Source organism: Kitasatospora sp. NPDC056731 (assembly GCF_040687675.1).
Taxonomy (GTDB): Bacteria; Actinomycetota; Actinomycetes; order Streptomycetales; family Streptomycetaceae; genus Kitasatospora.
Genome location: NZ_JBFBNR010000013.1, coordinates 133,338 through 146,345 on the forward strand (window position 1 = coordinate 133,338; position 13,008 = coordinate 146,345).

General features: G+C 70.5%; 18 protein-coding genes. 11 read left to right on the forward strand and 7 right to left on the reverse strand.

Translation table 11 applies throughout. From position 1 onward, the window contains the following. Positions 1-102 precede the first annotated feature (102 nt). Positions 103-1,668 (forward strand): MFS transporter, encoded by a 1,566-nt coding sequence (locus AB0R04_RS16395; RefSeq protein ID WP_363371774.1) that lies wholly within the window; start codon positions 103-105, stop codon positions 1,666-1,668. A gap of 125 nt (positions 1,669-1,793) precedes the next feature. Then, complete coding sequence (locus tag AB0R04_RS16400; RefSeq protein WP_363371624.1) at positions 1,794-2,051, forward strand: DUF6011 domain-containing protein; 258 nt, start codon at positions 1,794-1,796, stop codon at positions 2,049-2,051. Between the two features lie 49 nt (positions 2,052-2,100). On the opposite strand, the gene AB0R04_RS16405 is transcribed toward AB0R04_RS16400, so the two are convergent. Beyond that, the gene (locus tag AB0R04_RS16405; protein ID WP_363371626.1) at positions 2,101-4,014 is read right to left on the reverse strand and encodes a hypothetical protein; all 1,914 of its coding nucleotides are present in this window, start codon (positions 4,012-4,014) and stop codon (positions 2,101-2,103) included. A 327-nt stretch (positions 4,015-4,341) separates the two neighbouring features. Here AB0R04_RS16405 and AB0R04_RS16410 point away from each other — a divergent pair, with 327 nt between their 5' ends. Then, on the forward strand, positions 4,342-5,070 hold the full coding sequence (locus AB0R04_RS16410; RefSeq protein ID WP_363371628.1) for a chitinase: 729 nt from the start codon (positions 4,342-4,344) through the stop codon (positions 5,068-5,070). An 81-nt stretch (positions 5,071-5,151) separates the two neighbouring features. Here the strand turns inward: AB0R04_RS16410 and AB0R04_RS16415 are convergent, their stop codons facing one another. After that, a complete protein-coding gene (locus AB0R04_RS16415; protein WP_363371630.1) occupies positions 5,152-5,424 on the reverse strand; it encodes a hypothetical protein in 273 nt (90 codons plus the stop codon). 324 nt (positions 5,425-5,748) lie between these two features. Here AB0R04_RS16415 and AB0R04_RS16420 point away from each other — a divergent pair, with 324 nt between their 5' ends. Beyond that, positions 5,749-6,459, forward strand: coding sequence for a DsbA family oxidoreductase (locus AB0R04_RS16420; protein ID WP_363371633.1), 711 nt, complete (start codon positions 5,749-5,751; stop codon positions 6,457-6,459). Between the two features lie 70 nt (positions 6,460-6,529). Here the strand turns inward: AB0R04_RS16420 and AB0R04_RS16425 are convergent, their stop codons facing one another. The 5 genes from AB0R04_RS16425 to AB0R04_RS16445 all read right to left on the reverse strand — a co-directional run bounded on the left by AB0R04_RS16425 (position 6,530) and on the right by AB0R04_RS16445 (position 8,410). Next, positions 6,530-6,934: a DUF3052 domain-containing protein gene (locus tag AB0R04_RS16425; RefSeq protein ID WP_363371635.1), complete on the reverse strand. Its 405-nt coding sequence runs from the start codon at positions 6,932-6,934 to the stop codon at positions 6,530-6,532. A gap of 103 nt (positions 6,935-7,037) precedes the next feature. Then, positions 7,038-7,238 carry a hypothetical protein gene (locus tag AB0R04_RS16430; RefSeq protein WP_363371637.1) on the reverse strand — a complete coding sequence of 67 codons (201 nt, stop codon included), beginning with the start codon at positions 7,236-7,238 and terminating at the stop codon, positions 7,038-7,040. 78 nt (positions 7,239-7,316) lie between these two features. Further along, on the reverse strand, positions 7,317-7,670 hold the full coding sequence (locus AB0R04_RS16435; RefSeq protein WP_363371639.1) for a hypothetical protein: 354 nt from the start codon (positions 7,668-7,670) through the stop codon (positions 7,317-7,319). A 105-nt stretch (positions 7,671-7,775) separates the two neighbouring features. Next, positions 7,776-8,039 carry a hypothetical protein gene (locus AB0R04_RS16440; protein ID WP_063348115.1) on the reverse strand — a complete coding sequence of 88 codons (264 nt, stop codon included), beginning with the start codon at positions 8,037-8,039 and terminating at the stop codon, positions 7,776-7,778. Next, positions 8,039-8,410, reverse strand: a complete 372-nt coding sequence (locus tag AB0R04_RS16445; protein ID WP_363371642.1) for an ATP-binding protein — start codon at positions 8,408-8,410, stop codon at positions 8,039-8,041. Before AB0R04_RS16445 ends, AB0R04_RS16440 begins: the two co-directional genes overlap by 1 nt. Before the next feature lie 176 nt (positions 8,411-8,586). On the opposite strand from AB0R04_RS16445, the gene AB0R04_RS16450 reads away from it, so the two are divergent. From AB0R04_RS16450 to AB0R04_RS16480, 7 genes are all read left to right on the forward strand, one after another. Beyond that, positions 8,587-9,477 carry a helix-turn-helix transcriptional regulator gene (locus AB0R04_RS16450; protein WP_363371645.1) on the forward strand — a complete coding sequence of 297 codons (891 nt, stop codon included), beginning with the start codon at positions 8,587-8,589 and terminating at the stop codon, positions 9,475-9,477. A gap of 10 nt (positions 9,478-9,487) precedes the next feature. Continuing rightward, on the forward strand, positions 9,488-9,688 hold the full coding sequence (locus tag AB0R04_RS16455; RefSeq protein ID WP_363371647.1) for a DUF397 domain-containing protein: 201 nt from the start codon (positions 9,488-9,490) through the stop codon (positions 9,686-9,688). Positions 9,689-9,784: 96 nt separating this feature from the next. Continuing rightward, the gene (locus AB0R04_RS16460) at positions 9,785-10,357 is read left to right on the forward strand and encodes a DUF1707 domain-containing protein (RefSeq protein WP_363371649.1); all 573 of its coding nucleotides are present in this window, start codon (positions 9,785-9,787) and stop codon (positions 10,355-10,357) included. A gap of 275 nt (positions 10,358-10,632) precedes the next feature. Next, positions 10,633-11,151, forward strand: coding sequence for a DUF6879 family protein (locus AB0R04_RS16465; protein WP_363371652.1), 519 nt, complete (start codon positions 10,633-10,635; stop codon positions 11,149-11,151). Between the two features lie 195 nt (positions 11,152-11,346). Next, positions 11,347-11,589 (forward strand): hypothetical protein, encoded by a 243-nt coding sequence (locus AB0R04_RS16470; RefSeq protein WP_363371654.1) that lies wholly within the window; start codon positions 11,347-11,349, stop codon positions 11,587-11,589. A gap of 5 nt (positions 11,590-11,594) precedes the next feature. Next, the gene (locus tag AB0R04_RS16475; protein WP_363371657.1) at positions 11,595-12,110 is read left to right on the forward strand and encodes a DUF6879 family protein; all 516 of its coding nucleotides are present in this window, start codon (positions 11,595-11,597) and stop codon (positions 12,108-12,110) included. A 6-nt stretch (positions 12,111-12,116) separates the two neighbouring features. Further along, positions 12,117-12,965 (forward strand): helix-turn-helix transcriptional regulator, encoded by an 849-nt coding sequence (locus AB0R04_RS16480; RefSeq protein WP_363371658.1) that lies wholly within the window; start codon positions 12,117-12,119, stop codon positions 12,963-12,965. Positions 12,966-13,008: the final 43 nt, after the last annotated feature.

Genomic DNA, 13,008 nt, shown 5'->3' on the forward strand with positions numbered 1-13,008 from the left:
GCTCCGAGAATGCGGGGCCTCCCCCGCAGCAGCCGAAGGAACGACCCCGTGAACTCCACAACGACGCCGGACCTCAGGGCCGGACGGACCGCCACGCTCGTCATGGCCTGCCTGGGTGTCTTCGTCGCCTACCTGCCCGTCACCACCGTGTCGGTGAGCCTGCCGGCGATCCAGCGCGCGCTGGGCGCGTCGACCTCCGAACTGTCCTGGGTGTCGGACGCGTTCGTGCTGCCGATGGCCGCGCTGATCCTGACCACCGGCGTCTGGGGCGATGTCCACGGCCGCAAGAAGGTCTTCCAGACCGGCATGGTCTTCTGTGCGCTGGGCGCCGCGATCTCGCTGCTGTCCAGCTCGGTGCAGGCACTGTGGGTCGGGCAGGCGGTCTCCGGCATCGGCGCCGCCGCCCTGCTGCCCACCACACTCACGCTGATCAGCCATGCCGTGCCCGACCACCGTGAGCGGGGCAAGTTCATCGGCTTCTGGGCGATGAGCCTGACGGCCCCGCTCGCCGTCGGCCCGCTGATCGGCGGCGCCCTGCTGGAGCACACCACCTGGCGCTGGATCTTCCTGCTGCCGATACCGCTCTCCGTGGCCCTGCTGGCCGTCGCCGCGTTCCGGCTGCCCGACTCGCGCGCCCCGCACGGCCGCCGGCTCGACTGGCCCGGCCAGATCACCGCCGCCGTCGCCGTCACCGCACTGGTCTACGGCGTCATCGAGGGCGGCGCGGACGGCTTCGGCGAACCCGCTGTGATCACCGCGCTGACGCTCGGCGCGGTCGCCGCCGGAGCCTTCGTCCTGGTGGAACTCCGCAGTGCCAGCCCGATGCTGGACCTGGCGCTGTTCCGCAGCCCCGCTTTCACCGCCACCGCACTGGTGGCCGTGGTCAGCTTCCTCGGCCTGATCGGCTTCTTCTTCGTGCTCAGCCTGTACTTCGGCCTGGTCCAGCACCTGAGCACCATGCAGGCGGCACTGCGGATGGTGCTGGTGTCCGGCACCTCGCTGGTGGCCGGCCTCCCTGTCGGACGGCTGATGCACCGGATCCCGCCGAGGGTGCTGATCACCACCGGGCTGGTGCTGATCGCCGCCGCGATGTTCGCCATGACCGGCGTCGACGCCCACACCTCCTACGCGGCGCTGACCTGGCGGCTGGTACTGCTCGGACTCGGCATGGGCGCGGTGCTCACCCCGATGACCGCCTCCGCAGTCTCCGCCGTTCCCTTCCACCTGGCCGGGATGGCCGCGGCCGGCAACAACGCGATCCGCCAGGTCGGCGCCGCGCTCGGCCCCGCCGCCCTCGGGGCGCTGCTCACCACCCGTGCCCTGAACGCCCTGCCCGAACAGCTCGCGAACGCCGGCGTCCCGGCCCAGACCGGCGCGCGCGTCCTGGACACCGCTCGCGAACACGGCCTGGGCGCCGTCGCCGGACTCGACCTCGGCCCCGCCACGGGACAGGCCCTGACCGCGCTGAGCAACTCCTTCCTGGACGGCATGCGGCTGTGCCTGCTGGTCTCCGCCGGCCTCGCCCTGCTGGCCGCGCTGGCCTGCGCCCTGCTGCTGAAGAGCCCGTCGAGCGCGGCACCGAGGGCGGCGGGTCCGGGACGGCCGGTGCCGGAAGCGGAGCAGGCCGCGGTCCCGGTTGCGGTCCCGGTTGCGGCGCAGCCGGCCTGAGGACCCGCCCGGCGATCTTTCCGCGAACCCCGGCGGAGCCCCCAGCCGGTGCGCCGGCCGACCATGATCAATCTCGGCGCCAACCGCTGTACCGGTGTTCCCCGAGGCCGGGCTACCGTCTCCCCATGACCAGCGTCCCGACCAGCAACGGCCCGAGTGGCGGCGGCTCGACCGGCGGCAGCCCGAGCGGTGGCGGCCCGGACCCGATCCCGGGCACCGACACCCCCGAGGCCATCCGGCCCCGCGTCACCTGCCGCCGCTGCCACCGCCCACTGCACGACCCGGAGTCGCGGATCCTGCGGCTCGGCCCGGAGTGCCGTGATCCGGCGGAGCGGGTCGCGCGCTTCGACGTCGACCAGGATCCGCTGCCGGGGATCGGGTGACGGGGATCGGGTGACGGGCGTCGCTCGCCGGCCTCCCTTGTAGCGCCCGTCAGGCGCGCCGGAAGAGGCGGCGCAGGAGGCCGGGGCGGGGTTCCGGCTGCTCCTCGATCTGCTTGGCTTCCTGGGCTTCTCGCGCGGCCCCGGCTTCCCTGGCCTCCTGGGCCTCGGCCCGCTCGATCAGCCGCCGGGCCAGGTCGAGGTCGGCCCGGGGCAGCCAGGGCGCGGTGAGCGCCAGCGCGGCGAGCGAGCGCAGGACGGTCACCACGCGGGTGCGGCGGGCCCGGGCGCTGTAGTGCAGCCGCTGCCGGAGCCGGTCGGCGATGTCGGCGCGGGTCTCGGGGTGCGTCCAGCCGATCGCGACGAGGGCGAAGCCGGCCGCCTCGACCACCCAGTCCTCGGGTCCGAGCAGCAGGTCGACCAGTACGCGGCGGCGGTCGGAGTCCTCCCACGGCTGGTCGGTGCGGTGGTGGGCGATGCCGAGGCAGGCGAAGACCTGGACGGCCCGCACCCACAGTTCGGGCTGGTGGGCGAGCAGGGCCCGGCCGAGGTCGTCCTCCCGGGGCATCGGCGGGTGGACGAGCGCGCCGAGCAGGTCGTCGAGGGGCAGCCCGGCCAGCCGGACGGCGTGGTCGTAGGCGGCGGGGACGGTCGCCCAGACGATCTCGGCGGTGGCCCGGACGAGTTCGGCGCTGTCCGGTGCGGGCGGGGCGACGGCCGGGCGCGGGTCGGTGCCGTCCCAGGCCCAGATCCGGGTGGCCGGTTCGGCCAGCGGGAGCCGGGGGTCGGGCTCGGCGACGGACTGGTAGGCGACGGTGGAGCGCGGCAGGGCGAGGCGGACGGCCAGCAGGGAGCTGGGCGGTTCCACGGCGGAGGCGCTGCACTCGATCTCGCTGTCGCGGGTGGTGCCGGGGGCGGCGAGCACCTGGTGCAGCACGTTGACGGTCGCCTCGGTGGCGCCGGAGACCATGCCGAGCCAGGGTTCCCGGTGGCTGAGGCGTTCCAGCAGGTCCTGGGCGTACTCGTGGTCGGGGTGGGCGCGGTGGTGGTCGGCCAGGGCGAGCAGGTGGGCGGGGTCGCCGTCGGCGGCGTGCCGCAGGCCGTACCGGGCGGGGGCCGCCTTGGGGTGGTCGGGTTCGGTGGCGAGCACGCGGTCCAGCCAGGGCAGGCCGTCGGCGGGGCGGCCGAGGGCGCCGTACAACTCGGCGACGTCGACGGCGAGGTAGCTGCTGGAGTTGTCCCGCTCCGGTTCGACCCGGGCCAGTTCGGCCTCCCAGACGGCGAGCGCCCGTTCCGGCCGGCCGTGCGCGCGCAGGGCGTTGCCGAGCATCACGGACGGCAGGTAGCCGGGGGCCAGCAGGTGGGCCAGTTCGGCGAGTTCGACGGCGCGGTCGGTGGCGCCGAGGCGGCGGGTGAGGCCGGAGGCCATCGCGAGCAGCAGCGCGTGGTCGCCGTGGCGGGCCACCACGGACTGGACGAAGTCCTCGAACGGCTGGACGGCTTCGGCGAGTTCGGGGGGCAGCGGGTCGGGCAGTCCGCCGCTGGCCCGGGCCACCGCCTGGGCGACGGCGTCCGGGTCGACAAGGGCGGGCAGGTCCTCGCGGGCGAGCCAGGCGGCGTGCGCCCAGGGTCTCGCGGGCTCGTACTGGATCGCGGAGGCGAGCAGGCCGACGGCGGTGTCCCAGTCCCCGGCGGCGGCCTCGACGTGGGCCCGGCAGGCGACGGTGCCCAGGTAGACCTGGCCGTCCAGCGGGAACAGGTCGCGGGCGGCGGCCGGTCCTCCGGCGGCGGCGCACAACTCGGCCAGCGCCTCGTGCAGTTCGGGCAGCTGGGGGTCGGCGAGGATCGCGTCGGCCAGGTGGTCGGCGGCGTGCGGGAGGTCACCGGAGTCGATCGCCAGCCGGGCGACCGCCACCTCGCCCTCCGCCGCCAGCCGCTCGTCACCCTCGTCGTCGGCGTGCCCCATGTGGTCGTCCCCCCGCTCGCGGTGTCTGCCATGTGCGCGGACGAGGCTATCCCGCGTATCTGATGACCGGATGATCAATCTGTCGGTGTGTCGGACGAGCTGGAATTGGCCTGAATCACGCTCACCTTCTGGGCCGGATACACCCCGAACGAGTGGTTTGGGTGCTGGTCGGCGCCTTTTCCCGGAATCGGCGCACCACGATGTTCCCGGCGCTTCGCTCCCGAAGCACCCGCCGGAGCACCCCTCGGAGCACCCCTCGGAGCATCCCGAAGCGCCACCGAAGCACCCCAAAAGCGCCCCCACCCCGACGACAAGCGAGAAGTGACGATGAAGCCCTCCCGCACCCTGTCCATGGCCGCCTCGGCCGCCGTCCTGAGCACCGTCGCCCTGGGCACCACCGCGCTCACCGGGCACGCCACACCAGCGGCCGCCGCCTCGTTCGTGGTCAGCGAAGCCCAGTTCAACCAGATGTTCCCGAGCCGGAACTCCTTCTACACCTACCGCGGCCTGACCGACGCCCTCGGCGCCTACCCCGGGTTCACCACCACCGGCAACGACGCCACCCGCAAGCGCGAGGCCGCGGCGTTCCTCGCCAACGTCAGCCACGAGACCGGCGGCCTGAAGTACGTCGTCGAGCAGAACACCGCCAACTACAGCCACTACTGCGACACCTCGCAGCCCTACGGCTGTCCCGCCGGCAAGAGCGCCTACTACGGGCGCGGCCCGCTCCAGATCAGCTGGAACTTCAACTACAAGGCGGCGGGCGACGCCCTGCACATCGACCTGCTCAACAACCCCTCCCTGGCCGAGAAGGACCCGGCCGTCTCCTGGAAGACCGGCCTCTGGTTCTGGAACTCCCAGAAGGGCGCCGGGACGATGACCGCGCACGACGCCATCGTCAACGGCAAGGGCTTCGGCGAGACCATCCGCAGCATCAACGGCGACCTGGAGTGCAACGGCAAGAACCCGGACGAGCGCAACGACCGCATCAACCTCTACAAGAAGTTCGTCGGCGTCCTCGGCACCGACGTCGGCGGCGGCAACATCTCCTGCTGACCGGCAACGGTTCGCGTGGGAAGTCGGCCGATCCGACTTCCCACGCGCGGGGTCGCCTGGTGGCCGCGGCCAGGAACGACGTCAGCACCGGGCGTCGAAGCGAAGGTCCACGAAGGCCCCGACCAGCCCCCCGAGCGCGACGGCCGGCACGACCGCATCCCCGGCACGACCGGCCAGCGCACCCGTGACCAGCACGACCGCGACGGCAGTCAACGCGCCCGCCCAGGCCGGTCCCGATCGCGGCAGCAAGGGCACGGGCCTGCCGTTCCGCCGCAACCTGACCCACTTGACGGCGAGCAGGAGCACCGCGACCGCGAGGAGCGGCGGCACCATGACGTGCGCGGAGTTTCCCATCCTTGTCCGCCTTCCGTTCGGGTTACCACCGACACGGTAACTGCCGTACCGGCAAACGGCGATGGCGCCTCCCCGGCCACCGTCGCCGATCCACGGAACGGCCGGCGGGCAGAGCGCCGAACACCTGGGCTCGGGGACGTGACGACGACGACCGCATCGCAGGAAGCGTTCCCGTAGGCCTGCTCGCGACGGCGCGGCTGCGGCGAGGCCCGTCCCGCCGGGCACCTGAATATTTCATCACGAGAAATATTCAGATGGTCGTCGGCGTTGGCCACGGGGCCGGGTGCGGGAAGGCCCCGCACGGCTGGAGACGGGAGCGACGCCGTGCGCGTGGAGATCTGGACCGACATCAACTGCCCGTGGTGCTACATCGGCAAGGCCCGGTTCGAGCAGGCCCTGGAGCGGTTCCCCCACCGTGGGGACGTGGAGGTCGTCCACCGCTCCTTCGAGCTCGACCCGCACTCGCCGGCCGAGGCGCGACCGGTCGTCCCGCTGATCGCCGCCAAGTACGGGCTCAGCCTGGAGCAGGCCGAGGCGGCGGAGGCCCGGATTGCGGACAACGCGCACGGGGAGGGGCTGGCGTACCTCCGCGAGGGGCGCGACGCGGCGAACTCCTTCGACATGCACCGCCTGCTGCACTTCGCCAAGGACCACGGGCGGCAGGGCCAGCTGCTGGACGCGCTGTACCGGGCCAACTTCGCCGACGCGCGGTCCGCCTTCGCGGAAGGGCGGCTGGTGGAACTGGCCGTCGAGGCCGGGCTGGACGGCGAGGCCGCGGCAGCGGTGCTGGCCGATCCGGACGCCTACGCGGAGGCGGTGCGCGAGGACGAGGCGACGGCGGGCGCGATGGGCGCCACCGGGGTGCCGTTCTTCGTGTTCGACCGGCGGCTCGGGGTCTCGGGCGCCCAGCCGGCCGAGACGTTCACGGCAGCGCTGGAGCAGGCCTGGGAGAGCCGGGTGGCGGTGCCCCTGCTGGTCGGCGACGGTGGCGGCGAGGTCTGCGGGCCGGACGGGTGCGAGCTGCCGCAGCGGTGAGGTGAGGGGCGTGGAGCAGGAAGTCGGCGGGGTCGACTTCCTGCTCCGCCGCCTTCCCGCTCCGGGGGGGTCAGCGCTTGGGGGCGACGAGGCGGGTGCCGGCCCAGTCCGGGGCGGCACCGATCGCCTTGGTCGAGGCGAGGCCGGCGGTCTGGGCGGCCTCGTTGACGTCGCTGGGCTCGATGTAGCCGTCCCGGCCCGACTTCGGGGTGAGCAACCAGATCATGCCGCCCTCTTCGAGGAGGCCGATGGCGTCGACCAGGGCGTCGGTGAGGTCGCCGTCGTCCTCGCGGAACCAGAGCAGGACGGCGTCGGCCACGTCCTCGTAGTCCTCGTCGACGAGGTCCTGGCCGGTGATCGACTCGATGCCCTCGCGGAGGTCCTGGTCGACGTCCTCGTCGTAACCGATCTCCTGGACGACCTGCCCGGACTGGAACCCGAGCCGGGCCGCCGGGTTGGTGCGCTCTGTCGTCATGCCGGTGTTCCTTTGACTTGGAGGCGCCTGTCGCCTCGCATCCGGGTAGCCAATCAGACGCGGACGGTGGTCGGCGCGGAACACGCCCATAGATGACGGTACGTCAGATCTTGCGACAGGAGACGATCCCGGACGAGCCGACGGCCAGCAGGAGTTGGGCGCCCCCGGCGGCATCGGCCCGGGCGATGGTGGCGCCCAGCTCGCCGGGCGGGAGGGGGAACGTGTGCGGGTGCAGGTCGGCGTCGTGCGCCACGACTGCGTCGCCCTCGACGTAGAGCAGCAGGTATTCGGCGACGTCGGACACGTCGGGTCCCCTCCCCCGGGATGGCTGGCGCTTGGCCCTGCCCACGCTAGGGGCCGCGTGGGGCGCGGCCGGTGGCATTCACCCGGCACCACCCCCACGGGTGAATCCGGCGGAGGGCAGGCGGGGGTTGAGGCGGGCGGGGTGCCCGGCGGCGTTGCGACCGGCGGCCTCGCGGTAGGCGATGCGCTGGACGGCGGTGACCAGGCGGTAGAGGTTGAGGGCGGCGTCGGAGTCGTCGGCGGCGAAGCCCAAGTGGAAGATGAAGGCTTCGAGTTCGCGCCAGTCGAAGTCGTCGGGGACGGACTGGGCGGCGCCGGGGGCGAGGGTGTTGAAGGCGGCGGCGACGGCGTAGTGGGTCGCGGCGAGGGCGTTGGCCAGGAGGTTGGCCAGGGGGTTGGGGCCGAAGTCGGGGTCCGGGTCCGGGTCGGGCATGTCAGGGGTCCTCCTCGTCGGGCTTTGCAACGTTGAGTGCGGTGATGACGCCCAGGACGACGGTGGCGATCGCCAGGGCGAGGAGGACGGCGAAGGCGGCGGCGATCAGAAAGCGCACGGGTCTTCGCGGTCTCGGTCGGCGGCGAGGAGGAGGGAGAGGAGGTTGAGGAGCGTGGAGGCCGGGGCGGTGTTGAAGCGGACGAGGACGCGGCCGTCGATGGTGCGGTCGATGGTGGCGGAGGGGAAGATGAGGCCGAACCTGCGGCCGCGCTCGTCGACTTCGGCGAGGAGCGTGCGGATGTGGTCGTCGGTGTAGTACCGGATCCGGGGGTCGGTCGGGAGCATCGGGCGGCGGCGGGGAAGGGGCATCAGGCGGCGTCCAACTGCAGCTCGAACCAGACGGATTTGCCCTGCTTGCGCAGGTCGGCGCCGAAGCGGTGGGCGAGGGAACGGACGAGGTGCAGGCCTCGGCCGGAGAGCGCGTAGGGGTCGGCGGGGGCGCACGGCTCGGGCGGGAGGGTCTGGCTGTCGTCACAGACCGAGACGCGGAGCCTGCGCTCCAGGAGGGAGAGCACGACGAGGGGCGCGAGGCTCCCGGCGTGCTTCCACGCGTTGAAGAAGAGTTCGTGGAGGGCGAGTTCGGCGTCGCAGATGGTGGGGGGCGGCCAGCCGGCGGTGGCGAGGAGGTCGCACAGTTCGGTGCGGGCGGTGGTCCAGTCGGGAGGGTTGGAAGCACGCATGAGAGACCCCGGGAGGGAGAGGGGGGAGTCACTGACGATCCGTCATGTGACCGGTGCAACACTGAGAGTAGGAGCACAGGGCTCACGCGTGCAACCTAATCGCGGAGAAGACCCACCCAGCTTGGATAAGCTCACTCGTGTGGGTGGAGACTGCCCCGACACGGAAGGAACCCCCCTTGGCACTCAGGACCCAAATCAGCGAACGGCAGCGGCGGTTCGGCGCTGAGCTGAGGCGGCTGCGCGAGGCCGCCGGGCTGGCGGTCAAGGATGCCGGTGCCCTCATCGGCATCGCCGGGCCGCAGCTCAGCCACATCGAGGCGGCGCGCACAGCACTCGACTCGGAACGGCTCGCGACTCTTCTTGACGGCTACGGGTGCACGGATGAGACCTATGCCGCCCTCTTGCGCGCTCTCGGGGCGAGCGATGGCAAGGGCTGGTGGACCGAGTTCAAGGGAAAGGTCCCGCCCCTCGCCCTGGATCTGGCCGAGGCAGAGGACCGCTCCGTCCGGCTGCACAGCTACGACTCGCTCTACATCCCAGGGGTGCTGCAACTACCCGACTACGCGAAGGCGATCTACGAGGGTGGTCACGCCAGGAGCCCATGGGAACCCCAGACACAGGTCCGTTTCCGAAGCGGCCGACAGCGGATCCTCGCAGATGACAAGCCACGGCAGTTCAAGTTCGTCATCCATGAAGCCGCGCTGCGCATGCGCTTTGCCGGAGACACAGTCATGCGGTCTCAGCTTCTTCATCTGATCGAAGTGGCGGAATTGCCGAATGTCAGCATCCAGGTACTGCCATTCACCGCGCCCAGGCATGCACCGCTCTCGGCTTCATTCCTGTTCTGCGACCCGGGATGCCTTGAGCTGTCGACGGTGATCCTCTCCGGCCCGAAGCGTTCGGAGCACCTCGGAGACCCAGTCGATGTTGATGCCTACGTGCAGAAGTTCCAGCAGTTGAGCGAGCTCTCACTCCCGCCTGTCGACTGCAACGGCGCCCTGCGTAAGCTCGATACACGTGACTCTTGGGGGCTCATTCACCATCTCCTCTACGAGCTTCAGACCTGAAAGGCGTCCGATGTCCCACCTCGTCTGGCAAAAGTCGTCTTACAGCGACGCAGAAGGCGCCGATGCCTGCCTTGAACTTGCCCAGGGCGACGACGACCTCCGCCACCTCCGCGAATCCGACGACCCCGACATCATTGTCACCACCACCACCGCCAAACTCCGCGCCCTCGTCCTCGGCGCCAAGGCCGGCGAGTTCGACTACCTCATCTGAACCTCTACCGCACGCCCAGTGGTCAGCACACTTGGTGCTGACCGCCTCCGCCCAACTCCCTGTTCCGGGCCGCCCGCCCTGGGTTAGCGTGGACCCATGTCGAGAGACCTGCCCGCGCTACGGGCATCCCATCAGGACCGGGACCGCATCGTAGAAACGCTGCAGGTCGCCGCCGCAGACGGCCGACTCACCCCCGAAGAACTCGAAACCCGGCTGGAAGCCGCGCTCTCGGCCCGGACGCTCGCCGAGCTGGCCGAGCTGACCACCGATCTGCCGAGCTTCGCGTCGGCCGTGGCCGTGCCGAAGGACGTGCTGGTCATCGACCAGCGCGGCGGCAAGTACACCCGGGCGGGGCGCTGGGTGGTCCCCCGGCACATCGAGTTGCGGCCGAAACACTGCACGGTCGTCCTCGACTTCACCGAGGCGGTCATCACGGCCGACACCCTTCTGATCGACGTGTCCCTGCGGCACGGCAAGCTGCTCATCATCAGCCCGCCGGGCCTCGTCACCCTCGACACCGACGGTCTCACCCTGGTCTTCTCCAAGGTCAAGCAGCGCTTCGACAGCGGCGGCGACGCCAGGCCCCGGCTCCGCATCGAGCTCGTCGGCACCCTCAAACACGCCTCGGTCGTCGCGCGCCCTCCCCGCCGCCGCCTCTTCAGCGCTTGAGGCAGACCCACTCCACAGCTACACACCCTCGCCCGCTCGTCGATCCCGACGAGCGGGCGATCTCGTTCCCCAGCCAACCTCCCGCCCTCAAAGCGCCCGCCACGAAGCGCCGTTGGCCGATTCCGGCCTTCCGTCGCGACCACGCCGGTGACCTCCTCTCCGGCCATCTCCGCTGCCCGCGAACCCTGGCCATCCCGCGAAGATCGACGCCCGGAGGGACGAGGCCGTGGTCGAATCTCCCGAGCGAACGACGCAGTTCTTCCTGGAGGTGAACGATGCCCGCAGAGACCCCACTTGAGGACCTGCTGCGATCCTGCACCCACTCCGCGCTTCACCTTGAGATGCGCGACGGCTACATGCGGGACGACCCGCTGTTCCTCCGCTGGCTCGACGGGCACCGGGACGATCCGGCCGACCGCTCGTCGTGGTGGAGCCCGTGGTTGCAGCTGATCCACGAAACCACGGCCCGAGGCGTCGAGGTCCGGCGTGCCCGCGTGGTGTCGGAGCCGGTGAGCGAGTACATCCGGTTCGAACACGAGATCACGTTCCGGAACATCGCCTCCGGCGAGCAGGTCCGGTGGCTCCCCCGCCAACAGACGACCGACCTGGCGCTCCCCGGCAATGACTTCTGGCTCATCGACGGTCAGCTACTCGTCTTCCACCACTTCAGCGGCGAGGGCGACTTCGTCGACGACGAGATCAGCACCGACCCGCAAACCGTGAAGCTCTCCCACTCCGCGTTCGAGGCCGTCTGGGAACGAGCGGTCCCGCACGAAGACTTCCAGCTCCACTGACCGGTGCACGCGCGTCATCCGGCGTCCTGCAAGGCAATCCGGCGTGAGCCAGGTACCGCAGGAGGAGGCAGCCGCCCGCCCTCGTTGGAGCCCAACGAGCGGGCGGCAAACGTCCTACTGCCCTCTTGACGGCGATCAACCGGGAGGGTGAAGCTCACGCACACCGGTGCACCCCACTCGACTACGGGAGTGAGAATGGCCCTGAGGTTCCTCGGCATCATCCCGAACACCCCGGACACGGACTCGCCGACGATCTGGTTGGACGAGGAGACTGGAGACCTGCTGATCCAGTCCTACAAGGCCACGGACGACGAAGTGAAGTCATGTCAGGAGATCGGTTCGATCCCCGGTCACTCCACCGACGTGCCCGATCACGAGACGATCATCAGGCTTCCCAAGATCATGCTTCAGTTCATCCCCAAGCCCGACAGTGAGTAGGAGCGATGACAAACCCGGTACTTGAGGGCCTGGCCAAGGCCAAGGTTTCCGCCGTGCATCTTGAGATGCGCGACGCCTACCAGCCCAGCGACCCCGAGTTCATCGCATGGCAGCAGGGGAAACGCCTTGACCCTGCTGCCGAGCGGTCGTCCTGGTGGCGCCCGTTCTTGGACGTGGTGACCGAGACGACGGCGCGCGGTGTCGTGATGAGGCGCGCCCGGGTCGTCTCCGAGCCGGTCACCGACTACATCCGGTACGAGTACGACGTGACGTTCCCGAACGTCCGGGCAGGCGAACAGATCCGTTGGCTTCCCCGCCGGAAGGCGGCCGACATCGCGTTGCCCGGCACCGACCTTTGGCTGTTCGACGGGTCGTCGGTGCTGTTCACGTACTTCTCGGGTGTCGGTGAGGTCGTCGACCGTGAATGGCGCACCGAGCCGGCCGTCGTCGAACTGGTGAAGTCGGCGTTCGAGGCGGTGTGGGACCGGGCCACACCGCACGAGGAGTACCGGCTTCACTGATCCACCATGACCGCCTCGCCCTCTTCAAGTGCCCAGCAGGCCCGTCATGTTCTGGCGAATCGGCTTGCCGAACTGTGCCGGGATGCTGGGCTCACCGGGCTTGGCATCGCCCACCTCTGCGGCTGGCATCCGTCGAAGTCGTCCCGGATCATCAACGCCCGGACTCCCCCGTCCGCCGACGATATCCAGACATGGTGCCAGGCATGCGGGGCGGAAGATCAAGCCGAAGACCTGATTGCCTCGCTGCGGACCGTCGAGGACATGTGGATCGGCTGGCGGCGCATGGAGCGGTCCGGGCTCAAGCGGGCGCAGGAAGCGCGCTTGCCGCTGTACCAGCGCACGCGACGCTTCCGCTCGTACTCGTCATGGCTTGTGCCCGGATTGATCCAAACTCGCGGCTACACCGAGTCGGTGTTGCGCGCCGTGCAACGCCGCAGGGTCGAGGTGGACGACGTGGCCGAAGCGGTGACGGCCCGTATGGAGCGTCAAGCCGTCCTGCACAAGGGGGGCCGACGGTTCGCCTTCCTCATGGAGGAGTCGGTGTTGCGCAACGGACTCGGCGGCGCTGACATGCTGATCGAGCAGCTCAGTCATCTGCTCACGGTCGGCTCGCTGCCAAGCGTGAGCCTGGGCATCGTGCCCGATCAGCCGGGTCGGACACGGATGCCAGTGGAGGGGTTCTGGATCTTCGACGCTGCACAGGTCAATGTCGAGCTGGTCTCGGGCTATCTCACGATCACGCAGCCCAGCGAGGTCGCGACGTATGCCGACACGTTCGCCGAACTGGCTGACATGGCGGTCTACGGCCCGGACGCCCGGACGCTGATCACCTCGGCGATCAACTCTCTCGGGTGAATCCGTGCAAGGTCGTGCAACGTCGTAGAGCCCAACCAGCCTG

Excerpts from the sequence above, each read along its gene's own strand:
- AB0R04_RS16395 (WP_363371774.1), top strand. The coding sequence starts at position 103 with ATGGCCTGCCTGGGTGTCTTCGTCGCCTACCTGCCCGTCACCACCGTG.
- AB0R04_RS16400 (WP_363371624.1), top strand. The coding sequence starts at position 1,794 with ATGACCAGCGTCCCGACCAGCAACGGCCCGAGTGGCGGCGGCTCGACC.
- AB0R04_RS16405 (WP_363371626.1), bottom strand. The coding sequence starts at position 4,014 with ATGGGGCACGCCGACGACGAGGGTGACGAGCGGCTGGCGGCGGAGGGC.
- AB0R04_RS16410 (WP_363371628.1), top strand. The coding sequence starts at position 4,342 with ATGAAGCCCTCCCGCACCCTGTCCATGGCCGCCTCGGCCGCCGTCCTG.
- AB0R04_RS16415 (WP_363371630.1), bottom strand. The coding sequence starts at position 5,424 with ATGGGAAACTCCGCGCACGTCATGGTGCCGCCGCTCCTCGCGGTCGCG.
- AB0R04_RS16425 (WP_363371635.1), bottom strand. The coding sequence starts at position 6,934 with ATGACGACAGAGCGCACCAACCCGGCGGCCCGGCTCGGGTTCCAGTCC.
- AB0R04_RS16435 (WP_363371639.1), bottom strand. The coding sequence starts at position 7,670 with ATGCCCGACCCGGACCCGGACCCCGACTTCGGCCCCAACCCCCTGGCC.
- AB0R04_RS16440 (WP_063348115.1), bottom strand. The coding sequence starts at position 8,039 with ATGCCCCTTCCCCGCCGCCGCCCGATGCTCCCGACCGACCCCCGGATC.
- AB0R04_RS16445 (WP_363371642.1), bottom strand. The coding sequence starts at position 8,410 with ATGCGTGCTTCCAACCCTCCCGACTGGACCACCGCCCGCACCGAACTG.
- AB0R04_RS16455 (WP_363371647.1), top strand. The coding sequence starts at position 9,488 with ATGTCCCACCTCGTCTGGCAAAAGTCGTCTTACAGCGACGCAGAAGGC.
- AB0R04_RS16460 (WP_363371649.1), top strand. The coding sequence starts at position 9,785 with ATGTCGAGAGACCTGCCCGCGCTACGGGCATCCCATCAGGACCGGGAC.
- AB0R04_RS16465 (WP_363371652.1), top strand. The coding sequence starts at position 10,633 with ATGCCCGCAGAGACCCCACTTGAGGACCTGCTGCGATCCTGCACCCAC.
- AB0R04_RS16470 (WP_363371654.1), top strand. The coding sequence starts at position 11,347 with ATGGCCCTGAGGTTCCTCGGCATCATCCCGAACACCCCGGACACGGAC.
- AB0R04_RS16475 (WP_363371657.1), top strand. The coding sequence starts at position 11,595 with ATGACAAACCCGGTACTTGAGGGCCTGGCCAAGGCCAAGGTTTCCGCC.
- AB0R04_RS16480 (WP_363371658.1), top strand. The coding sequence starts at position 12,117 with ATGACCGCCTCGCCCTCTTCAAGTGCCCAGCAGGCCCGTCATGTTCTG.